Annotated in this window: 19 protein-coding genes, 1 other RNA gene and 1 pseudogene; 14 read left to right on the forward strand and 7 right to left on the reverse strand. The window is 48.1% G+C overall.

Features of this window, described 5'->3' with window-relative positions; all coding sequences use genetic code 11:
- On the forward strand, positions 1-630 hold a 630-nt coding region (locus tag ABYP73_RS02515), incomplete at its 5' end, for a hypothetical protein (RefSeq protein ID WP_372973349.1).
- A 59-nt stretch (positions 631-689) separates the two neighbouring features.
- Here ABYP73_RS02515 and ABYP73_RS02520 read toward each other — a convergent pair.
- Positions 690-2318, reverse strand: coding sequence for an ABC-F family ATP-binding cassette domain-containing protein (locus ABYP73_RS02520; RefSeq protein ID WP_372944910.1), 1629 nt, complete (start codon positions 2316-2318; stop codon positions 690-692).
- Positions 2319-2485: 167 nt separating this feature from the next.
- On the opposite strand from ABYP73_RS02520, the gene ABYP73_RS02525 reads away from it, so the two are divergent.
- Positions 2486-3871 carry a TlpA family protein disulfide reductase gene (locus ABYP73_RS02525; RefSeq protein WP_372944911.1) on the forward strand — a complete coding sequence of 462 codons (1386 nt, stop codon included), beginning with the start codon at positions 2486-2488 and terminating at the stop codon, positions 3869-3871.
- 14 nt (positions 3872-3885) lie between these two features.
- Here ABYP73_RS02525 and fsa read toward each other — a convergent pair whose 3' ends face one another.
- The 3 genes from fsa to ffs form a co-directional block, all read right to left on the reverse strand.
- Positions 3886-4539 (reverse strand): fructose-6-phosphate aldolase, encoded by a 654-nt coding sequence (gene fsa / locus ABYP73_RS02530; protein ID WP_372973350.1) that lies wholly within the window; start codon positions 4537-4539, stop codon positions 3886-3888.
- Positions 4540-4593: 54 nt separating this feature from the next.
- On the reverse strand, positions 4594-5403 hold the full coding sequence (locus ABYP73_RS02535; protein WP_372973351.1) for an SDR family oxidoreductase: 810 nt from the start codon (positions 5401-5403) through the stop codon (positions 4594-4596).
- A gap of 89 nt (positions 5404-5492) precedes the next feature.
- Positions 5493-5591, reverse strand: an RNA gene (gene ffs / locus ABYP73_RS02540) — signal recognition particle sRNA small type.
- 90 nt (positions 5592-5681) lie between these two features.
- Between ffs and ABYP73_RS02545 the strand changes: the two genes are divergently transcribed.
- The 8 genes from ABYP73_RS02545 (at position 5682) to ABYP73_RS02580 (ending at position 13511) form a co-directional block, all read left to right on the forward strand.
- Entirely contained in the window at positions 5682-6731 is a 1050-nt protein-coding gene (locus ABYP73_RS02545) for a glutaminyl-peptide cyclotransferase (protein ID WP_372944914.1), read from the forward strand.
- A gap of 1 nt (position 6732) precedes the next feature.
- Positions 6733-7134: an acyl-CoA thioesterase gene (locus tag ABYP73_RS02550; protein WP_372944915.1), complete on the forward strand. Its 402-nt coding sequence runs from the start codon at positions 6733-6735 to the stop codon at positions 7132-7134.
- A 10-nt stretch (positions 7135-7144) separates the two neighbouring features.
- Complete coding sequence (locus tag ABYP73_RS02555; RefSeq protein ID WP_372973352.1) at positions 7145-8677, forward strand: hypothetical protein; 1533 nt, start codon at positions 7145-7147, stop codon at positions 8675-8677.
- A 155-nt stretch (positions 8678-8832) separates the two neighbouring features.
- Entirely contained in the window at positions 8833-9567 is a 735-nt protein-coding gene (locus tag ABYP73_RS02560) for a LytR/AlgR family response regulator transcription factor (protein WP_372944917.1), read from the forward strand.
- Positions 9568-9696: 129 nt separating this feature from the next.
- Complete coding sequence (locus ABYP73_RS02565; protein ID WP_372944918.1) at positions 9697-9846, forward strand: hypothetical protein; 150 nt, start codon at positions 9697-9699, stop codon at positions 9844-9846.
- A gap of 570 nt (positions 9847-10416) precedes the next feature.
- Positions 10417-12018, forward strand: a complete 1602-nt coding sequence (locus ABYP73_RS02570; protein WP_372973353.1) for an ATP-binding protein — start codon at positions 10417-10419, stop codon at positions 12016-12018.
- An 11-nt stretch (positions 12019-12029) separates the two neighbouring features.
- Positions 12030-12698: a histidine kinase gene (locus tag ABYP73_RS02575; protein ID WP_372973354.1), complete on the forward strand. Its 669-nt coding sequence runs from the start codon at positions 12030-12032 to the stop codon at positions 12696-12698.
- A 147-nt stretch (positions 12699-12845) separates the two neighbouring features.
- Entirely contained in the window at positions 12846-13511 is a 666-nt protein-coding gene (locus ABYP73_RS02580) for a hypothetical protein (RefSeq protein ID WP_372973355.1), read from the forward strand.
- Here ABYP73_RS02580 and glyA read toward each other — a convergent pair.
- Complete coding sequence (glyA, locus tag ABYP73_RS02585; protein WP_372945399.1) at positions 13491-14783, reverse strand: serine hydroxymethyltransferase; 1293 nt, start codon at positions 14781-14783, stop codon at positions 13491-13493. The genes ABYP73_RS02580 and glyA overlap by 21 nt on opposite strands.
- Positions 14784-14895: 112 nt before the next feature.
- Between glyA and fahA the strand changes: the two genes are divergently transcribed.
- Entirely contained in the window at positions 14896-16176 is a 1281-nt protein-coding gene (gene fahA, locus ABYP73_RS02590) for a fumarylacetoacetase (protein WP_372973356.1), read from the forward strand.
- 133 nt (positions 16177-16309) lie between these two features.
- The gene (locus ABYP73_RS02595; protein ID WP_372973357.1) at positions 16310-17497 is read left to right on the forward strand and encodes a hypothetical protein; all 1188 of its coding nucleotides are present in this window, start codon (positions 16310-16312) and stop codon (positions 17495-17497) included.
- A gap of 33 nt (positions 17498-17530) precedes the next feature.
- On the opposite strand, the gene ytxJ is transcribed toward ABYP73_RS02595, so the two are convergent.
- Positions 17531-17923, reverse strand: a complete 393-nt coding sequence (ytxJ, locus tag ABYP73_RS02600) for a bacillithiol system redox-active protein YtxJ (protein ID WP_372973358.1) — start codon at positions 17921-17923, stop codon at positions 17531-17533.
- Between the two features lie 162 nt (positions 17924-18085).
- Between ytxJ and clpB the strand changes: the two genes are divergently transcribed.
- Complete coding sequence (gene clpB, locus ABYP73_RS02605) at positions 18086-20686, forward strand: ATP-dependent chaperone ClpB (RefSeq protein ID WP_372973359.1); 2601 nt, start codon at positions 18086-18088, stop codon at positions 20684-20686.
- A 118-nt stretch (positions 20687-20804) separates the two neighbouring features.
- The gene (locus ABYP73_RS02610; protein ID WP_372973360.1) at positions 20805-21401 is read left to right on the forward strand and encodes a TetR family transcriptional regulator C-terminal domain-containing protein; all 597 of its coding nucleotides are present in this window, start codon (positions 20805-20807) and stop codon (positions 21399-21401) included.
- Between the two features lie 2 nt (positions 21402-21403).
- On the opposite strand, the pseudogene ABYP73_RS02615 reads toward ABYP73_RS02610, so the two are convergent.
- Positions 21404-21911 (reverse strand): annotated as a pseudogene (locus ABYP73_RS02615) (hypothetical protein); the annotation flags it as partial.

Consider the following 21911-nt stretch of genomic DNA (forward strand, 5'->3'; position numbering starts at 1 on the left):
CAACTCCTGAGGGAAGACAACGCCCGGGAGGACAAGATACAGGAGCGGCTCGGTGGCCAGGGAAAAGGGATACAAAATGCCTTCAATTTTGACCTGCTGGAGACGGACAGGATCTACCACCTGGATCAGATCAAAAAGATCTGCATCGACTACCGGTTGAGATTCCTGGATTCCAAATATTTTAAGGGAGAGATTCCCAGGGAAGGGATCACAAAGATAAAGTCTATGGAAAAGGAACACGGGATCTCCATAGAAGGTTTTAAGATCATTGCCCCTTCCAAACTATTCCGCCTGGAAGACAAGGATGATCCCTTGCTGTTCGCACCCATAGGAAACGGGTACTTTTACCTGATCCACCAATGGGGTAACGATCTGCACCCCCTGAGAAAAGCGTTGGCGTGGCCCTTTAAGAGTATCGTCAACCTGACAGCCGTGGTCCTGCTGATCTCCTACCTGTGTACGCTGCTCGTTCCCGAAGGCCTGTTCTCAAAGAGCAGCACTCAAGCTGAATTCTGGATCATCTACTTCTTCATGTTCAAGTCTATTGCCTCTGTAGTGATCTTCTACGGCTTCGCCCTGGGCAAGAATTTTAATCCTGCCATCTGGAACAGCAAGTATTTCAATGCCTGATATCCTCAAAGTGATCTTTTATAAAAAAAGCATTCGATCTGAATGCTTTTTTATTTCCGTCAGGCCGGTACCGCGTACATTTTTTCCCTCAGTTCCCTGATGCTCTTATCAGACATATAGTCGTCGAAACTCAGGTAACGGTCGATCGTCTGCCTCGGTGTCAATTCGACGATCCTGTCGGCAACCGTCTGGGCAAACTGATGGTCGTGGGTGGTAAAGAGAACCGTACCCTTAAAATTTTTCAGGGAGTTGTTGAAGGCCGTGATACTCTCCAGGTCGAGGTGGTTGGTCGGCTCATCCAGCATCAGTACATTGGCCCTGAGCATCATCATCCGGCTGAGCATACACCTCACCTTCTCTCCTCCTGAGAGGACGGTGCATTTCTTAAGAGCCTCTTCTCCGCTGAACAACATCTTACCCAGGAATCCCCTCAGGAACACCTCTTCCTTTTCCTCTTCCGTTTTCGCCCATTGCCTGAGCCAATCGACCAGGTTGATGTTTTCAGTGAAGAAGGAGCTGTTATCTGCGGGCAGGTAGGACTGGGTCGTTGTCACCCCCCATTGATATTTTCCTGCATCGGCTTTGCGATTTCCGTTTAAGATCTCGTAGAAAGCCGTAGTGGCCCGAGAATCCCTGGAAAGAACAGCCACCTTATCCCCTTTGGCAAGGTTGAGATTGAGGTTGTCAAAAAGTACGCTGCCATCTTCAGCTGTGGCAGTCATTCCTTCCACATTGAGAATTTGATCCCCTGCTTCCCGCTCCCGGTCAAAGATAATGGCCGGATACCGCCTGGAGGAGGGTTTGATGTCCTCAACGCGCAGTTTCTCGAGCATTTTCTTTCTGGAAGTGGCCTGTTTGCTCTTCGCCACATTGGCGCTGAACCTCATGATAAATTCCTGTAATTCCTTGGCCTTCTCCTCGGCTTTCCTGTTCTGCTGGGCCCTTTGCCGGGCTGCAAGCTGACTGCTTTCGTACCAGAAGGTGTAATTTCCTGAGAAAAGGTTCAGTTTTCCAAAATCGATATCGACTATATGCGTGCAAACGGCATCGAGGAAGTGCCTGTCGTGAGAGACCACGATCACAGTATTTTCATAATTTGCCAGGAAATTCTCCAGCCATTCGATGGTTTCGTAGTCCAAATCGTTGGTGGGCTCGTCCATCACCAGTACATCGGGGTTCCCGAAAAGGGCCTGGGCTAGGAGGACCCTAACCTTGAGCTTGGCATCCATCTCGGACATTTGGGTATAGTGGAATTCCTCGCGAATCCCAAGGCTGGACAGGAGCGCAGCAGCATCGCTATCGGCATTCCATCCGTTCATCTCCTCAAAGGTCACCTGCAGTTCTCCGATCCGCTCTGCATTTTCATCTGAGTAATCGGCGTAAAGGGCATCGATCTCCTTCTTGATCTCAAAAAGGGGCTTATTTCCCATGACCACTGTCTCGAGGACCGTATGCTCGTCATAGGCGTTGTGGTTTTGTTCCAGGACAGACATGCGTTTTCCGTGTTCCAGGTGTACCTGTCCGGATGTGGGATCCACAGCCCCGGAAAGGATTTTCAGAAAGGTGGATTTGCCTGCTCCGTTGGCGCCGATGACCCCATAACAATTTCCTGAGGTAAAGCTGATGTTGACCTCATCGAACAGCACCCTTTTGCCAAATTGTACAGAAAGATTTGAAACCGATAGCATAGTGTTTCTTTAAAATTTTTGCAAAAGTAGTCAAATCCCTCCGATCTGCAAGTCGACTCCCACACGGCAGACTTCCTAAAGAGGTTGTTAAACCCGGTATTTTTAACGCCCTCTTAACAGGGCCCGCCTTAAGCATTACTTAGCTTTGTGAGTGGTATTGGCACAGTATGAATAGACTTTTACTCTTTTCCATTTTCGGTTTACTCCTTGGAAGTTGCGGTCAGGAGCAAGGAGATAACAAGGGTGTTATCTTCGCCGGGGAAATTGTAAATCCCACCAGTGACCAGGTTGTCCTCTTCAAAGGGCAGCAGGCGCTGGACACCGCCTACCTCGATGAGAACAACAGGTTTGTCTTCAGGCTGGATTCCGTGGCCGAGGGTCTCCACCATTTCTTTCACAGGCCGGAATCTCAATACGTATATTTTGAGGCTGGTGACAGCCTACAGATCAGACTCAATACTACAGATTTTGATGAATCCCTCGTTTTTTCAGGAACGGGAGAAGAAATCAACAATTTTATTCTGGAGTTATTTCTCACTCGGGAAGAGGAAGAAGATCTCATCAATTCCTACTACCTCCTTGAACCAGAAGAGTTCCACCAAAAAATTGATTCCCTGAGGGCGACAAAATTAGCCCTCTTAAGTCAGATCGAGACAGAATACAAAATTTCTCCAGCTGCCTCAGATTTGGCAAGGTCGTTTATAGACTACGGATCGAATATTTCCATGGAAGCCTATCCCTTTTTCCACAGGAGGAGAAGTGGTGAAGACAAGATGCACGAAGATCTGCCTGCAACATTTTACAATTACCGGCAGAGCATCAATTACAACGATCAGAAACTCACCTACCTCAGGCCGTATTATAATTTTATGAAATATCACATCAGCAACCTGGCCTATAATCATTGCCGGAAACGCTGTGATGATGACTTGGATAAGGCAAACAGACAGTTACACTTCAATAAACACAAACTTAAACTCATAGACAGCCTGGTGACGCAAAAGGAACTTCGGGATAACCTCTTTAGGAATGTGGCTATCGATTACCTGCTGAGGCATGACACAGAGGAGAATACGGATGAGTTTATCAGTTCATTTAAGAAGTATTCGGACAACAATTCTCACAATACGGAGATCTTCACCCTGTATGAGGGGATCAACAATATGCAGCCCGCGAAAGACCTTCCGGAGTTTACCGTGGAATCCTATGACGGCCAGAAAGTAAAATTGTCCGATATCCAGAAGGGAGATTCCGTTGTCTTTTATTTCTGGTCAGGTACGGAGCCCGGGCATTTCCGAAATATCAACAAACGCATAGAAGAACTCAAGCAAAAATATCCTTCCTATCGCTTTATTGGTCTTAATATGAGAACCGATCTGGCTAAATGGAAAAGCATGGTAAAGCTTAGCGGGCTCGATGAAACTGAACAATATTGGACAGAAGACTACGATCAGACCGTTCAGACACTTATCGTTTATGATCCAAACAAGGCCATTCTCACCAAGAATGGAAAGATCATCGATGCTTTCTCTCACCTCTTCCGATCTTTCTGATCGGTAGGCTCAGTTCAATTTCCCTTTTTGTAATCGGCGAGAAATTTCTCGAGACCAATATCCGTAAGCGGATGTTTCAGCAGGCCTTCAATGGAAGAGAGCGGCCCTGTCATGACATCGGCACCTAATTTTGCACAGTCGATCACGTGCATGGTGTGCCTGATCGAGGCGGCGAGGATCTGGGTCTGGAAATCGTAATTATCATAGATCAAACGGATCTCAGCAATGAGATTAAGGCCGTCTGAAGAGATGTCGTCCAGCCTGCCCAGGAATGGGGACACATAAGTTGCTCCGGCCTTAGCGGCGAGGAGGGCCTGCCCCGGAGAGAAAACCAGGGTACAATTGGTTCGAATACCTTTGTCTGAGAAATATTTAAGGGCTTTGACACCATCCCGGATCATGGGTACTTTCACAACGATCTGCTCGTGCAGATCTGCCAGCTCCTCCCCTTCTTTGATGATCCCCTTTAAATCCGTGGCAATGACCTCCGCCGAGACATCACCGTCTACGATATTGCATATATCCACGTAATGTTTGAGGATGTTATTCCTTCCGGTGATCCCTTCCTTTGCCATCAGGGACGGATTGGTAGTAACCCCGTCTAGCACACCCAGTTCCTGGGCATCCCTTATCTGGTCAAGGTTGGCGGTATCGATAAAAAATTTCATAGGATTTCTTTTTGATGGTGATTCTTTTCAGCTAAAATTCAATGTTTCGCAAAGCTACAATTTATAATGATTTCGCAGCAACCTCTCGTAGAGTTTGGCGGGCAGGAACCTCTTGAGCAAGACGGAAAACCGCTGCATAAAACTGCCTACCTTATAATGGACCGCAGGGGAAGAATCCCTTAAAATGCGGACCACTTTATGGGCCACCAGAACGGGATCTCCGGCCTGGTCTACATGCTCGTCGATCATTTTTAAAGTAGAACCGTAGGGTTCGCGATAGGGCGAATCGGGATGAAGGGGTGCATGGTACCTCCCTGCGGCTATATTGGTCTTGAAATCCCCCGGAGCCAGAGTGGAGATCTTTACACCGAACTCCCGGACCTCCAGCCTGAGCGCTTCCGTAGCGAGGTCCAGTGCGCCTTTCGTCGCCGAATATACCCCTCGGTAAGGAAGACCCATCTTGCCGGCAATGGAGGTAATGTTGATGATCCTGCCGGAGCCCTGTTTCCTCATGATGGGGAGCACGGCTTTTATCATGTTGAGGGGTCCTGTGAAATTTGTCTCAAAGGCATTGTGGATAGCGTCGTTGGGGGTTTCTTCGAGCGGACCCGTAATTCCCACCCCTGCGTTGTTGATCAGGACGTCCAGGCGGCCTTCATTTTCCATCAGTTTCCTGAGCGCTTCCTCTATGGTCTCGGGTTTTCTCACATCCAGTTCCAGGAGGTCAAAATCCCCGAAATCTGATTGTTTGCTGAGATCGCGGGTAGTGCCGTAGACCTTGTAACCATGTTCCCCCAGGTAATTGCCTATAGAACGGCCGATGCCCGAAGAACCTCCTGTAACCAGTACTACTTTCATTTCCATACTCGGTGCAAAGAAACAAATATTTCGAGGCAGACCCAACAGATATGGGGCCTGTTTACACTGTCCTGTATTTAACTTTGGGGTACAAAAAAAGGCAAGCTACCTACATCGCACCGCTACGACCGTATACCCTTGCTGCGTTCCCACCCTGGGGGATTCTACAGGAGCTGGTCGTGTAGGACTTGCCTCATGCAAATATACAACCTTTTAAATTCAGGCCAATCGTTTCAAGGTTTTAAAAGTTTGGGCTAACTTGCCTTAAAATTGCATTCACGACCATGAATTCTGCCAAATTCTTCACCCTCAATGTCTTGCTAGTTTTTTTCCTGAGCTGCGGAGGGGAAAAAGATCCTGCGTCCTTCTTTGGGCTCCAATTCGAAAAAGGGAAAAAAGAATACAGGCCGATGGATACCATCTACCCTGTGATCCGGAACAGAAAGGAGCTTCCGCTTGATTCCCTGAATTTTACCCTGAAGGGAAGGGAGCTCCCTGCAGCTGGGAGAGGATATGTTCTGGATTCGGAGAAACTGGGAGTTCACGACCTCACAGCCAACTTCCGGTCTGATGGCCGTGAGATCACCCTGTCAGAAGAAATCAAAATCCTGGCACCGGAACCGCCTCAACTCTACACCTATACCATCCTCAATGAATTTCCCCATGACATGACCTCTTTTACCCAGGGACTTGAATTCCACAGGGACACCCTGTATGAAAGCACAGGTTCCGGGGGGGGCGCCAAATCATACGTAAGGAAGGTCGACTTCACAACAGGGGAGGTGTATCAGCAAGCCGATTTGGAAGAGGAGTATTTCGGAGAAGGGATCACTATCCTCAACAACAGGCTTTATCAACTCACCTGGCAAGGTAAAGTGGGCTTTGTTTACGATGCGAGCACTCTGGAACGCATAGACAAGTTCCAATACGGGAAAAGCAAGGAAGGATGGGGATTATGCAATGATGGGAATTCGCTTTACAAAAGTGACGGGACCGAAAGAATCTGGCTCCTGGACCCCCAGACTCTTGAAGAAAAAGAAGCCATACAGATCGCCTCGAACAAGTCGATTTTCAACAAGGCCAATGAACTGGAATTCGTGGATGGGAAGATCTATGCCAATGTATGGCAGAAGGAAAGTATGATGATCATTGACGCAAACAGCGGGGCCATAGAAGGGGTTGTGAATCTCGGAGGACTCCGGGAGAAGGTCAGGCAGCACCCCAAACTGGACGTTCTTAACGGGATCGCTTACCATCCGGGACGTAAATCGTTTTTCGTGACCGGGAAGAACTGGGATACCTTGTTCGAGATCACCCTTCATAAAAAAGAATAGGATGCGCTTTGAGATGATCAAACAAGTGGAACAGGCCGACCTTGATGAACTCCAACACGTCAATAATGTTCGCTATGTTCAATGGATCCAGGATATATCCCGGGCCCATTGGGAGTCCATAGCACCGGAAGAAATCAGGAAAACGGCGATCTGGGTCGTCAGGCAACACCTCATTCAATACAGGAATGCAGCCAAACTGGGAGATACCCTTCGGATGCAGACCTATATCAAAAAATCTGAAGGAGCCATCTCAACAAGGGTGGTGGAAATGGAGGATCTTTCTTCAGGGAAACCCATCGTCAGGTCTGAGACCGAGTGGTGTCTGCTCGACAGCCATACCTACAGGCCCATGCGGATCTCTGAAGAAATCCGGGCTGTTTTCATCCCGAAGACCGAAACCTGAAACCCCGCCTATGCGTTTCCTGTGTGCCTCCCTTGTACTGCTCTGTTACCTGGTCTGTTTTACGTCCTGCAGGAAAGATTTTGAATATGCGCCCAGTTCTGGGCAGCTTGAATTTTCAAAGGACACAGTCTTCCTGGACACCGTGTTCACCAATATCGGCAGCAGCACCTACAGCCTCAAGGTATACAATCGATCCTCACGGGATATAAAGATTCCCACTATACGGCTCGCCGGGGGGGAGAACAGCCAATACCGGCTGAATGTAGACGGGCAGGCGGGTAAGAGTTTCAACGACATTCCCTTGTTTTCGGGAGACAGCCTGTACGTCTTTATTGAGACTACCTATGATCTGGCTCCCATCGGTCAGGATGAATTCCTCTACACAGACCAGCTCCTGTTTGACGAGGGGGTCTACGAGCAACGCATACCCCTGGTGACCCTGGTCAGGGACGCCGTATTCCTCTACCCCGCTACCCTGGCTAATGGCAGCAGGGAAAGTCTCCTGCTGGGGTTGGACGAAGAAGGCAGGGAATTGCGGATCACAGGATTTTTGCTCGAGGATGACGAGCTTCAGTTTACCAAAGAAAAACCCTATGTAATATACGGGTATGCGGCTGTGGGCTCAGGAAAGGTCCTGACCGTGGAAGCCGGTACGAGGGTCCACTTCCACAAGGAATCGGGCATCCTGGTGGGGACAGGAGGCAGTATCCGGATCGAAGGTATGCTTAGCGAAGACCGGGATCTGATGGAAAATGAAGTGGTCTTTGAGGGAGACCGTCTGGAACCCGAATTTTCAGAAGTTCCAGGTCAGTGGGGCACCCTCTGGCTCGCCCCCGGAAGTATTGACAATGAGATCTCCCATCTCACCCTTAAAAATGCCACCGTAGGGATTTTGGTGGAGGGTCATCCCGAATCCCCTGCACCGACCCTTTCCCTTTCGAATACGCAGGTCTACAACAGTTCGGCAGTAAACCTGTGGGGCAGGAACACCTCCATAGAAGGGGAAAACCTGGTCCTGGGCCATGCGGGCAACCACAGCCTTCTTCTAGATAGAGGAGGTTCTTACCGTTTCCTCCACACGACGATCGCGAATTACTGGAGGAATGGTTTTCGGACAGGATCAGCCCTGAAGATCACCACATATGACGCTGTTGACCGGGAGAACAGTACTGGGGGCGACCTGTTACAGGCTGATTTTCTCAACTGTATTACAGACGGGAACACTTCCAGGGAATTGAGCCTGGATCAAAGGCCGGGATCGGACTTCAACTTTTTCTTTTCACACGTTTTATTAAAATTCAATGACTCTTCCGGGGAGCTGGCAGGGAATCCGCTGTACGACTTCTCAGATACATCCCGATACCTAAATGTATTCCTGAATGCCGAAGCCGGTTTCACGGCTCCTTTCAGGAATGATTTTACCCTGGGGCCACAATCCGAAGCGCTGGGCGTTGGCGATCCGGATACGGCCCAGCTGGTACCTCTGGACCTGTTGGGAACTGACCGCACACAGGCTCCATCACTCGGGGCTTACCAGCAATAGAGTCAAAAGATATCAACAATTGGTTGTATTTGTAGGAATATTCCTTCTTCTGATTTGATTTTCAGTATATTGACTCTTAAAACCATAAATATTCTAAGGGAAATCTATAATCCTTATTCGCAAAGGATTAGTAATTTTCCCACAACCCTGTGTTTATGGAGTACCGATACACCATAATCGATGCCAATGCCACTTCAAATCTGCAATTGCAGCATTTTCTGGAGGACCATGGTGATTTCCTGTGTGTGGATCGGTCACTGGACAGCAGGGAAGGGATCAACGGCATCCTGAAACACCTGCCAGACCTGGTCTTTATCAACCTGGAGGACGCGGCCATGGACTATTTCCTGATGGTCTCGGAACTGCATCAATACATGAATGAGTTGCCTTTGATCATCGGCGTGGCCAGGAGCAAGGAGTACGCTTATCACGCCATCAAAAACGGCTTCTACGATTATTGGCTACTGCCATATAACGAACTGGACATCCGCAAGACCCTCCTCAGGCTTAAGAAACAGCATCCCAAGGAAGTCAGTTCTCATACGATCTGCCTGAAATCCTATAAAGACTTCCAGTACCTCAACACGGATGAGATCCTGTACCTGCAGGCAGACAACAACGCCACCGACTTTGTGATGAAGGACGGCAGCGTGATCAGCGCCTTCAAGACCCTGAAGACCTTCGAAAAATCCCTGCCCAAGAACTTTATCCGGATCCACCAGAGCTACATCCTCAACATGGACTACGTTTCCCGCATCAATTACGGAAAGAATATCTGTGCCCTGAAGTCCGGCAAGAAGCAACTGCCTTTTTCGAAGACTTACAAAGAGAACATAGACAGCCTGAAAAAGGTGCTGTCCAAAAATGCCATCTCTACCCTTAAATCATAAAATTCTTACAAAACCGGTCGAAATCCTCACAGAACCTGACCGTTCACTAAAAGAGTGGTTTCCGGTATACGATCCTCGTGGACCTCAAATAGTTTAGTGGAACTTTAACTCACTAAAAAGAAGACCACGATGAAAAAATTAGCCTGTATTTTTGCCATAGCCCTGTTTAGCGTATCTATGATCTCCTGCACCAACGACACAGCCGAAGACCAGACCCTGTATGAAACCCAAGCGACTGATGGAAATTCAGATACTGGGACCGGAAGGGGCAACGGATAAATCATATTAAACCTATTTAAAAAAGGGTCTTACAATTTGTAAGACTCTTTTTTTATATTGTAATTATATATTTCAAGGAATTGCTCCATGTACAGATTTTTGGTAATTGTTCTCGTAAGCTGTTTATTCTCTTCATGCAATGAGATAGTAACGAGTACTGATATTGCTATCCATCAGGATCTAAAAGACAGCCTTGACCATTGGCTGGAAATCGCTGAGAGTCCATCATTTCGAAATGATTTAAGAAAAAGACACGTTCTCAAAATAACTCATACGATTGATTCTATTGATGTTGATAGTATTAAAATCCGTTATATGTCTCGGTTGTCCATGGCAACTTATGGTTTTGGAGATATCGAATTATTCTTAAACACCAACCAAGCTCTAACTTCTTTTGCGGAACAGATCAATGATTCGCTAAGATTGGCTGAATCATATTGGGATAAAGGGGCATTCTTTGATACTCCTGGCAATGAAAATCGTGATAGTGCATACCTGTATTTCAGCATGGCCCAAAAATTATTTGACCTTAGTGAAGACAATCTTTCATCAGCACGGGTATTGCGGAGTATGGCAAGTATACAAACCAAAACGCACGATAATACCGGAGCATTAACAACCCTCACCGCGGCAATTGAACTTCTAAAGCCCTTAGAGGATAATGAACGGTTATTTGAAGCATATAATACGATGGGAATTGCATCAAATGCCCTTTTGGAATATGAAAATGCATTGAAATATTACGATCTGGCACGAGAATACCTCGAAAAGGCAAAATTGGATGATCGAGAATTGGCTTCCTTGGAAAATAACGTAGGATTGGTCTACTACGATCAGGGAAATTATGATGCGGCTAAAGCAAAATTTGAGCAGGCCATAACTTTGGATAGCATACTAGCGCTTAAACCAAAGTTATATGCAACTTTGCTCGATAATTTGGCCATGTCAGAATTTGAACTTGGGCAGATGAAAACAGTGGAGGATAAACTTTATCGCTCTCAATTTCTCAGAGATAGCATTGGAGATACAGAAGGTCTCTCGAGGAATTATTTCAACCTGGCGGTCGTAAGCAAGGAGATCGGGAGAAAGGCCGACGCTTTTATCTTTGCTGGCAACGCCAGAGACCTTGCCAGGGAGATTGATAACAACTATAGATATTTGGAAACCCTTAAGCTCTTAGAAGAGCTGGATCCAGATAACGCTCTAACTTATAGTAGAGAGTATAGCCGATTGAAAGACAGTATGGTGCTGGAGGAAAGACGCATCAGGAACAAATTCGAGCGCATCCGCTATGAAACCGATGAGACCGAGCACCGAAACCGCCAGTTGGCCCGACAGCGACTGATTTGGATCGGGATAGCCGTTGGATTGCTCCTGTTCGCCATCGCCCTTTCCATAATTGTTGTTCAGAGGATCAAAAACCAGCGGCTAAAGTTCCAGCAGCAACAGCAGGAAGCCAACCAGGAGATCTTTAACCTCATGCTTGCCCAGAAACAGAAGGTAGAGGAAGGGAAGCAGTCAGAACAGAAACGAATCTCAGAAGAGCTTCACGACGGTATACTCGGGGAGATGAACGGGGTTAGGATGGTCCTGCTGGGCTTGAACAAAAAGGGGGACGATGCCGCCATCGCCCTGCGCGAACAGGCCATTGAGAAACTCAAACAGGTACAGGAGGAAATCCGGTCCATTTCCCATGAGCTCAACGATGCTTCCTACCAGAAGTTCAACAACTTTATGAACTCCATCGAGGACCTGCTTAAAAGTACTGTAGAACCTGCAGGCATCCAATATTACTTCTCCTATGATCAGGACCTGGACTGGGACCAGTTGGAAGGAGTGACCAAGATCAACCTTTACCGTATCCTGCAGGAGAGTCTGCAGAACTGCATCAAACACGCTGCTGCCACTTCCATTTATGTATCATTTGAGGTCGACGGGTGGCAGATCGTGATCACCATACAGGATAACGGACGGGGCTTCGAGGCCGGGAAGGGCAAAAAAGGCATTGGCCATAAGAACATCGAATCCCGCGTGAGGAAGATCAAGGGCAAATGGTATCTGAAGAGCGCTCCGGGTATAGGGACCACCGTCCTTCTGGAGATCCCCATGGAGCACATTTCCCAGGATGCTAAAAAAGAGATATCTTTACCTAAAGACCTGCAGGAAGCATAAAATTTGAGCCTATGAGAACAGTAAGAATCTTGGCAGTTGATGATCATGAAATGACAACGCTGGGCTATAAGTTCATTTTGGAGGATACGGAATTTGACGGCTTCAAAGTGCAAATGGATACGGCGAAAACCTATGAGGATTCAGTCAAGCGTATCGAGGATGCAGCCAGGGGGATACCTTATGACATCCTCCTGCTCGATATTCAACTCTCCAACCCCACGGAAGGTCCGGCCAAGACGGGAGAAGACCTGGGAATATACGCCAGGAAAGTATCACCGGACTCCAAGATCGTCTTTATGTCATCCTTTAGTGACAATTACCGGATCAACAGCATCATGCAGACCGTGGACCCCGAGGGCTACATGGTCAAGACTGAAATAGACCAGAAATCCCTGCAGGCCATGGTAAACACCGTGCTGAATTCCCCGCCCTACTACACCCAAAAAGCCCTGGTGGCCATCCGTAAGAAAATGGCCCAGGATATCTCCCTGGATGAGAATGACAAAAAGATCCTCTACCACCTTTCCATAGGTACCAAGACCAAGGATATGGTCAAGTATATCTCCCTGTCCCTTCCGGGTATTGAGAATAGGAAACGCCAGCTTAAATCCCTTTTTGGCGTGGAAAAACAGAACGATCAGGCTCTGATCACGGCATCACGGGACAAGGGCTTTATTTAATTCCACGGGGCACCTCTGGTTTTTTTACTTCATATTTGCCTAAAAACCCGTGTTTTTCCAGCAAAACCATAAATATTCTATGGTTTTTCTATAATCACTCCCCATAAATTAACGTTAACTTTACATAGAGCCCCTAAAAAGGTTGCTATGGCCCACCGCTCTAAAAAAACCAAGCTTTTTATTTCCTCCTGCCGGGAAGGTAAAAAGGAGATCCTGGGCGTACATTCTCTGACCCGGCAACTCGAAAAGGAATACTTCTCAACCATCACGATCCGAAACTCTACCGTTTGTTGCGAAGAGAACAATCTCGTCCTGGAAATGAAGTGTCCTTTAAGTTTACACGAAGTACTCTTTCACATGCAACAGGGCACCTGGGGTTCCTGTGGGCTCAATCTGGTCAGTACCGGTCTGCCATTGCTGAGCAAATACATGCAGGAGATCCGGGAATTGAACGGAGCCTTCATCGATGTGGAGGAACTCTCCCTTCATTTAAAGGACTGCGCGATCACTATCAAAAAGATAGCCCCGGAGAGCGTGGAGAATCAACTCGATACCATCCTGACGGTCCTGGCAGAAAATTATATGCATATCACGAGGAACCTGTCTGCGACCCCCATGGAAATCTTTGTCCCGGTCTATGAGGAAGTGGAAATGGAAGATACCATCCTGAGGCTGGTCGGGCCTCAGACTTTGAACGACCAGGGATACTACTTCTACTGGGGACTTTATTTTGAAGAAGAAGACGAAGCCCTGATTTACGACCTCAAGAACAAGGTCATTATCCCGGGCGATCTAGACCTGTTCAATCTGTAAATTGCTGTACAGGGGCCTTTTCCTCATCATCGCATTTACATTTTCTCGAACCCTGTTGATGATCTCATCGTTTTCCGGATTGCTCAGGACTTCATCGATAAAGGAAACAATGATCCCCATATCGTCCTCCCTGAGTCCGCGTGTCGTTACAGCAGCCGTGCCGAAACGTATTCCGGAGGTGATAAAGGGTGATTTGTCGTCGAAAGGGACCATATTCTTGTTCGCCGTGATATCTGCGCGAACCAATACCTTTTCTGCATCTTTCCCCGTGATGTTCTTATTTCTCAGGTCGATGAGCATCATATGGTTGTCTGTTCCTCCTGAGATGATCTTATAATCCCTGGCCACAAAAGCTGCCGCCATGGCAGCGGCATTCTTTTTAACCTGTATCATATAATGGAGGAATTCATCGGTCAGGGCTTCTCCAAAGGCCACTGCTTTGGCCGCTATGATGTGTTCCAACGGGCCGCCCTGGTTACCGGGGAAGACCGCTAGGTCAATGAGGGCAGACATCTTTCTAAGGTTACCATTCTTCAGGGTGATGCCAAAGGGGTTGTCAAAATCCTCCCCCATCAGGATGAGTCCGCCCCGGGGGCCCCTCAGGGTCTTGTGGGTGGTGGTGGTTACAAAATGACAGTGGGGAATGGGATCATTCAGAATGCCCTTGGCGATGAGTCCGGCCGGGTGAGAGATATCTCCCAGCAAAAAGGCACCCACACTGTCTGCGATTTCCCTGAATCTAGCAAAATCCATGTCACGCGAGTAGGCAGAAGCTCCTGCGATAATCATTTTGGGTTGTTCCTTTTCTGCAATTTCCTGGATCTTGTCGTAATTCAGTGTTCCGGTTTCCTCTTCCACCCCATAAAAAGTAGATCGGTATAGCTTTCCTGAAAAATTTACGGGGGATCCGTGAGTCAGATGCCCGCCGTGGGAAAGATCGAATCCCAGGATGGTATCCCCGGGCTGCAGACAGGCCTGGTAAACGGCTGCATTGGCCTGTGAACCCGAATGGGGCTGAACATTGGCGTACACGGCACCAAATAATTCCTTGGCGCGTTCAATGGCCAGGGTTTCTACCTGATCCACTACTTCGCACCCTCCGTAATACCGTTTACCTGGATATCCCTCAGCGTATTTATTGGTGAGTACGGAACCTGCAGCCTCCATGACTTGTGGACTGGTAAAATTCTCAGAGGCGATTAACTCTATACCTTGCAGCTGACGTTCTTTTTCTGCTGCGATAAGTTCAAAAACCTGGGTATCCCTTTTCATAAAAACGAATTTCTAACCATTGAGGCGTAAAAGTACAAATTGCCAGGGGTTAATGTTCAGAAAATAATATATTTGATCAGGATTTTATCAAACAGCAATTAACAATAGTACAATGCCATTAAAAGCGAATGACCCTTCCCTGACCTCCTGGTTGCCTGTACCGGAACATTCTGATTTTCCTATTCAGAATATCCCGTTCGGCGTTTTTCTCACCAGGGACGACATCATTACCATAGGTACTCGGATAGGGGATCACGCCATCGATCTGGGGGCATTGCACCAGCTGGGTTACTTTAAGGATATCCCCCTGACAGACGATATCTTCCTGCAGGATACCTTGAATGATTTTATCTCAGACGGAAAGAAGACGTGGCGACTGGTCAGGAACCGGATCAGCGAAATTTTCCAGAAAAGCAACCAGGAGCTACAGTCGAATAAGGAACATCAGAAAATCGTCCTCTTCACCCTGGACGAGATCGAGATGCAGTTACCCGTACAGATCGGGGATTATACGGATTTTTATTCCAGCAAGGAGCACGCCACCAATGTGGGGAAAATGTTCCGGGACCCGGAGAATGCCTTGCTTCCCAACTGGCTTCATCTGCCCGTAGGTTACCACGGTCGCAGTTCCACCATTATACCCAGCGGAACACCCATCCGAAGACCTAACGGTCAGACGCTGCCCAAAGGCGCAAAGACTCCGGTTTTCGGTCCGTCGAAACTGCTCGATTTCGAACTCGAAATGGCCTTTATCACCACAGATGCCAATGCGCTGGGTGAACCTATAAAAATAGAGGAGGCCGAAGATTATATCTTTGGGCTGGTCCTCTTTAACGACTGGAGTGCCAGGGACCTCCAGAAATGGGAATACGTCCCGCTGGGACCTTTCCTGGGGAAGAACTTTGCCTCTTCCATTTCTCCCTGGATTGTAACCCTGGATGCCCTGGAACCCTTCCGGGTAGCCAGCCCGAAACAAGATCCCCTTCCCCTGCCCTACCTCGCTCAGAAGGGAAAAAAGAGCTTTGACATCCACCTCGAAGTTGAGATCAGGACCGAGGACGGTTCGGAAACCACAGTCTGCAGGACCAATTTCAAATACATGTACTGGACCATGGCCCAGCAACTCGCACACCACACCATCAATGGATGTAAGGTAAACAGCGGGGATATGATGGGCAGTGGGACCATTTCCGGTCCAACACCCGATTCCTTTGGTTCCATGCTGGAACTTTCCTGGCAGGGCAGCAAGGAGATCCCTCTTTCCGACGGCACTACCCGTAAATTCCTTAAGGACAACGACACCGTGATCATGAAGGGTTACTGCTCCAAGGACGGTGTAAGGATAGGTTTCGGGGAGGTTTCGACTAAAATTTTACCCGCCCTGAGCCTGTAAACAGGTCCTCTTTTTTTTCTTCATTTCAGGTATTTCATCGAATCTATACGATAAAACAACCTTTTTCGTTATGATTTCGGAAGAATTTGGCATGGCTCTTGGTCTTGCCCTGTAAACCGCAAATCACAACATCATGAAAAAGGCACTACTTATTTTTTCAACCGTCTTTTTATTCCTGGCCTGTGGAGGCGTTAAAAAGACTCAGGAAGCGATCAACACCGGGAATTATCAGCAGGCTATCAACAGCGCGCTGAGAAACCTGGCTGACAACAAGGACAAAAGGGGAAACCAGCCCTATGTACTCATGCTCGAAGAAGCCTTCGCCAAGAATATGGAGCGTGAACTTCAGAACATCACCTTCCTTGAAAAGGATGGCAATCCGGCCAATCTGGAAGCGATTTATAAAGGCTATACCCAGCTCAGGCAGATCCAGGAGCGGATCAGGCCTTTGCTGCCCCTCTATGTCAGGGATGAGAACAGGAACGCCCGGTTCAACTTCAGGAATTTTGATGAGGATATCATAGATTCCAAGGAAAGGTTGTCTGATTATCTGTACGACAATGCCCTTTCCCTTTTCGAAAGTGCCTCCAGCAAACTCGATTATCGAAGGGCCTATGAGGATTTCAGGTATCTGGATGAGATCAATCCCGGATATGCCGATACGAAGGAGCAAATGGAAGTGGCCTACCAGAGAGGTCTGGACTATGTTAAAGTTAAGATGGTCAACGATACCCAGGTGATCATTCCGGAAAGGCTTGAAGAGGAATTGCTGAATTTCAACACCTACGGCCTGGACGACCTCTGGACACAGTACCACAACAATCCGCTTGAGAACATCAGGTACGATTATGAAATGCAGGTAGCTTTCAGGGAGATAAACATCTCACCCGAACAGGTAAATGAAAAGCAGTTTGTGAAGGAAAAACAAGTGAAGGATGGCTACCGGTACCTGGAGGATGAGAACGGCAACCTGGTGAAGGATAGCCTCGGGAACGAGATCAAGGTTGACAATTTCAAGACGGTGACCTGCAATTACTATCAGTTCACCCAGCAGAAAATGGCTCAGGTAACGGGACTCGTGAGCTTTGTCGATCTCAACACCAGGCAACAGCTCAACACCTATCCTCTCTCCAGTGAGTTCCTGTTCCAGCATGTGTACGCCAACTACAGCGGAGACAGGAGGGCCCTGGACAATGACCTTATCGCCTTGCTCAATCTGGGTGCTGTACCTTTCCCGAGCAACGAACAGATGGTCTATGATGCGGGTGAAGACCTAAAGGCCAAACTCAAACAGATCATCGTAAGACATCGATTCAATTAAAAGAAAAACCCGGGAAGAAGATCCCGGGTTTTTTTATATCCATTCCGATAGACTGATCCCTGAGATCTGTCCGTGTGAATCGTGATGTACCACCCTTCCATCCTTTATGATCAGGACCTGGGGCGATTCGTGGCGGATGCCCAAACGGTATGCGATCTCATTGGATAACTCCCTGTTGTACTGAATGTGAAGTAAATAAAACCCGACCTTATCCACCTGGCTTGAATTATTAGATTCAAAGGCCCGCCTGGCCATCCCGCTGATCCCACAGGTGGTGGAATTCTTGAAGATCACCTGGGGAATGGTGGACGACCTATTCAGAATCTCCTCCAATTGTTCCTCTTTTTCCAGGGGAATCCACGGTATCGTATCCCTGCGCTTTTCAGAAGTGGTTTTACCGGTGCTGAAAAATCTCTTCAATCCCATGTGCTTGTCAAAATCAATCTAAGTTTAAAGAGTTCACTAACCTGACTTATTGTCTTGTAAATAAAGGCTTTATCAGACATTTTGTCTGTTCTGATACAATGGTAGGATTGTTGTCCTAGCGATTGCAAAAATAGGAATAGGAATTAAATACAATCAACAATCATGAATATTAACAATTTTACCATAAAATCCCAGGAAGTCATTCAGCTGGCTCAGCAAATAGCCCAGGAAATGCAACATCCTCAGATAGAGAACGAGCATCTCTTTAAGGCATTGATGGAGACCGATGAGAATGTCCTCCCCTTCATCCTGAAAAAGCTAAACGTCAATCTAGTGCTGGTCAAACAGATCCTGGAAAAAGAACTTCAAAGTACACCAAAGGTTTCCGGAGGGGAACTGCAATTCTCAAAAGAGGCCGGAAAAACCCTTACCGAGGCGAGTATCGCAGCGAAGAATATGAAGGATGACTTTGTCTCCCTGGAGCACATCCTGCTCGCCATTTTCAAGTCGAAAAGCAAGATCGCACGCATCCTGAAGGACCAGGGGGTCACGGAGAAGGACCTGCGGTCAGCCATCATTGAATTGCGCAAAGGGGCCAAGGTAACCTCACAAAGTGCCGAGGACACCTACAATGCCCTGAACAAATACGCCCGTAACCTGAACGAGGAAGCAGACAGCGGTAAGCTGGATCCTGTTATCGGTCGTGATGAGGAGATCAGGCGTGTATTGCAGATCCTCTCCAGAAGGACCAAGAACAACCCCATGCTGGTTGGAGAACCGGGCACCGGAAAGACGGCGATTGCAGAAGGTTTGGCCCACAGGATCATTCAGGGGGATGTGCCTGAGAATCTCAAAGACAAGGTGATCTACTCCCTGGATATGGGAGCCCTGATCGCAGGTGCGAAATACAAAGGAGAATTTGAAGAGCGACTCAAATCCGTCATTAAGGAAGTCACTTCGAGTGATGGTGACATCGTATTGTTCATAGATGAGATACACACCCTGGTCGGTGCAGGAGGCGGGCAGGGCGCCATGGATGCCGCAAACATATTGAAACCGGCTCTGGCCAGAGGAGAATTGCGCGCCATCGGAGCTACCACCCTGGACGAATACCAGAAGTACTTCGAGAAGGACAAGGCTCTGGAACGAAGGTTCCAGAAAGTAATGGTGAACGAGCCCGATACGGAGAGTGCTATCTCTATCCTCAGGGGAATCAAGGAAAAGTACGAGGCTCATCACAAGGTAAGGATCAAGGACGAGGCAGTGATAGCCGCTGTGGAACTGTCGCAGCGATACATCACAGACCGTTTCCTTCCCGATAAGGCCATCGACCTGATGGATGAGGCAGCCTCCAAACTGAGGATGGAGATCAACAGCAAACCCGAAGATCTGGACGTGCTCGACCGGAAGATCATGCAACTCGAGATCGAGATAGAGGCCATCAAACGGGAAGAAGATCACGCCAAACTCAAGTCGCTCAACATAGACCTCGCTAACCTGAAGGAAGAGAGGAACGAAATCTTTGCCAAGTGGGAGAGCGAAAGATCGGTTATCGATGCGATACAGAAGACCAAAGTGGATATAGAGGAGTTTAAACTGGAAGCGGAAAGGGCCGAAAGGAACGGAGATTACGGCCTGGTGGCTGAGCTGCGTTACGGCAAGATCAAAGAGGCACAGGAAAAACTCGAAAAATTGCAGCTAGACCTGGCAGAAGCCCAGAAAGCGGGTACATTGATCAAGGAAGAGGTCACCAATGAAGACATTGCTGAGGTCGTTGCCAAATGGACCGGGATACCCGTGACCAAGATGCTGCAAAGCGAAAGGGAGAAACTCCTCAACCTCGAAAATGTGCTGCACAAGCGCGTGGTGGGGCAGGAAGAGGCGATTGAGGCGGTTTCGGATGCGATCCGAAGGAGCAGGGCCGGACTGCAGGATGTAAAAAGGCCTATCGGGTCCTTCCTGTTCCTCGGTACTACCGGCGTAGGTAAGACCGAATTGGCCAAGACCCTTGCCGACTACCTTTTTGACGATGAGAATGCCATGACGCGCATCGATATGAGCGAATATCAGGAAAGGCATTCCGTGAGCAGGCTGGTAGGAGCTCCTCCCGGATATGTGGGATATGATGAAGGCGGACAACTGACAGAAGCGGTGAGAAGAAGGCCCTACTCCGTGGTTCTCCTCGATGAGATCGAGAAAGCCCACCCGGATACTTTCAACATCCTCCTGCAAGTGCTGGACGAAGGAAGGCTGACGGACAACAAAGGCCGGGTAGCCGATTTTAAGAACACGATCATCATTATGACCAGCAATATGGGCGGCCATATCATCCAGGAAACCTTTGAAAACCTCAAAGATCTCCACAGTGCCACTGAGGCGGCTAAAATAGAGGTGATGGCGCTGTTAAAACAGAACATACGGCCGGAGTTCCTGAACCGCATTGACGATATCATCATGTTCACTCCTCTGAGCAAGAAGAATATCATCGATATCGTGAGATTGCAGCTTGAACACCTGAAGAAAATGGTGGCCAAACAGCATATTACGATTGATGCCACCGAAGAAGCGATACAGTACCTCGCAGAGAAGGGCTATAACCCTCAATACGGTGCACGCCCTATCAAACGGACCATACAAAAAGAAGTGTTGAACAGCCTTTCAAAGGAATTGCTGAGTGGGAAGATCACTGCAGAAAGTATCATTCTGATCGATTCCTTTGACGACGGACTTGTTTTCAGGAACCAGTCGGAACTGGTTGAATGAGATCAAAATAGATGGATATAAACACAGCCGGGAGCAGTAAACCCCCGGCTGCCTTTTTTTAAAAAAATATGTGCTTCACAGGGTATGGTTTTTTATATTCGTACAAAATTGATCCTGAATGACCACCAAAGCCGAACGTACCACTGCCTTCATTATTGAAAAAGTGGCCCCTGTGTTCAACAAACACGGTTATGTCGGCACCAGCATGAGCGACCTTACCGAGGTTACCGGCCTGACAAAAGGGGCTATCTACGGGAATTTTGAAAATAAGGAATCCCTGGCCCTGGCTGCGTTTGAATACCTGAGCACTACGTTGTTAGATGCCATAGACAAGCGCCTGGCAGGTGAAGGTCATGCCCTGGATCTCATTTACAGGCTTACGGACTTCTACCGGAATTACGATGAATTTACAGCCCCTCTTGGGGGATGCCCTGTCCTGAATGTGGGGATGGACGCCCACTACAACAACCGTCTCCTCCTGGGTGCTGCACGGGAGACCATGCGGACCATAGAGGGCAAGATCGCCCTGATCCTCGAAAATGGGGTAAAGAACGGTGAGATCAGGCTCCCAGTTCCACCCCTGCAATTTGCCAAGCAAATGTTCACCATGATACAGGGGGCCGTTGCCATGGCCACCATTTCCGGGGACCGCAAGTACCTGGTCAATACGATTGCGTATCTCGAAGTCCTCATCAAAAGGGAAATGAGGCTCTGAGCCTATTCCTTTTTTACCCTGAAGATCCAGATGGTTTCCTGATATTTTCCAAAGAATTTACTGTCCCTCGCTTCTCTTGCTTCTTGCAGGGTATCGTACCGTTCCAGGTAGACATAATTTTGCTTTCTGTCTGAGCGGTAGAACGATCCCGGATTCAGTCCCCTTTTCTTCAGTGAATCCATAAAAAGGTTGTAGTAGCGCTGGGTCGCAAAAATATTGACGATCAAATAAAACCCGGGGCGGATATCGTCATTGAGAACGGCCTCCTGGTAACGTTCGCCCTTTTGCGGAGTCACTATTTGGTTTTGTTTGGCCTTTTCAGCCGCTATAATGTCAATGGCCTCCAAAGAGTCCTTTCGGCGTTGCGCATCTTTGGCCAGCTGTGCATTTTTTTCCTCCGCAGCCAGCCTCCTGGCCTGGGCCAGGGAATCCTGTTGCCTCCTGATCAGGGAGAGGGAATCCCTTGTCCTCTGAGCCTCAGCCTCTGCAAGGGCCTTTCGCTCTTTCCGG

Source organism: Muriicola sp. (assembly GCF_041567615.1).
Classification (GTDB): Bacteria; Bacteroidota; Bacteroidia; order Flavobacteriales; family Flavobacteriaceae; genus Muriicola.

Coding starts and splice junctions, on each gene's coding strand:
- ytxJ (WP_372973358.1), bottom strand. CDS start 17,923: ATGGGATTGAAGAGATTTTTCAGCACCGGTAAAACCACTTCTGAAAAG.
- ABYP73_RS02595 (WP_372973357.1), top strand. CDS start 16,310: ATGAAAAAGGCACTACTTATTTTTTCAACCGTCTTTTTATTCCTGGCC.
- ABYP73_RS02535 (WP_372973351.1), bottom strand. CDS start 5,403: ATGGAAATGAAAGTAGTACTGGTTACAGGAGGTTCTTCGGGCATCGGC.
- glyA (WP_372945399.1), bottom strand. CDS start 14,783: ATGAAAAGGGATACCCAGGTTTTTGAACTTATCGCAGCAGAAAAAGAA.
- ABYP73_RS02550 (WP_372944915.1), top strand. CDS start 6,733: ATGCGCTTTGAGATGATCAAACAAGTGGAACAGGCCGACCTTGATGAA.
- ABYP73_RS02575 (WP_372973354.1), top strand. CDS start 12,030: ATGAGAACAGTAAGAATCTTGGCAGTTGATGATCATGAAATGACAACG.
- ABYP73_RS02520 (WP_372944910.1), bottom strand. CDS start 2,318: ATGCTATCGGTTTCAAATCTTTCTGTACAATTTGGCAAAAGGGTGCTG.
- ABYP73_RS02545 (WP_372944914.1), top strand. CDS start 5,682: ATGAATTCTGCCAAATTCTTCACCCTCAATGTCTTGCTAGTTTTTTTC.
- fahA (WP_372973356.1), top strand. CDS start 14,896: ATGCCATTAAAAGCGAATGACCCTTCCCTGACCTCCTGGTTGCCTGTA.
- ABYP73_RS02565 (WP_372944918.1), top strand. CDS start 9,697: ATGAAAAAATTAGCCTGTATTTTTGCCATAGCCCTGTTTAGCGTATCT.
- ABYP73_RS02570 (WP_372973353.1), top strand. CDS start 10,417: ATGGCAAGTATACAAACCAAAACGCACGATAATACCGGAGCATTAACA.
- ABYP73_RS02610 (WP_372973360.1), top strand. CDS start 20,805: ATGACCACCAAAGCCGAACGTACCACTGCCTTCATTATTGAAAAAGTG.
- clpB (WP_372973359.1), top strand. CDS start 18,086: ATGAATATTAACAATTTTACCATAAAATCCCAGGAAGTCATTCAGCTG.
- ABYP73_RS02555 (WP_372973352.1), top strand. CDS start 7,145: ATGCGTTTCCTGTGTGCCTCCCTTGTACTGCTCTGTTACCTGGTCTGT.
- fsa (WP_372973350.1), bottom strand. CDS start 4,539: ATGAAATTTTTTATCGATACCGCCAACCTTGACCAGATAAGGGATGCC.
- ABYP73_RS02560 (WP_372944917.1), top strand. CDS start 8,833: ATGGAGTACCGATACACCATAATCGATGCCAATGCCACTTCAAATCTG.
- ABYP73_RS02525 (WP_372944911.1), top strand. CDS start 2,486: ATGAATAGACTTTTACTCTTTTCCATTTTCGGTTTACTCCTTGGAAGT.
- ABYP73_RS02580 (WP_372973355.1), top strand. CDS start 12,846: ATGGCCCACCGCTCTAAAAAAACCAAGCTTTTTATTTCCTCCTGCCGG.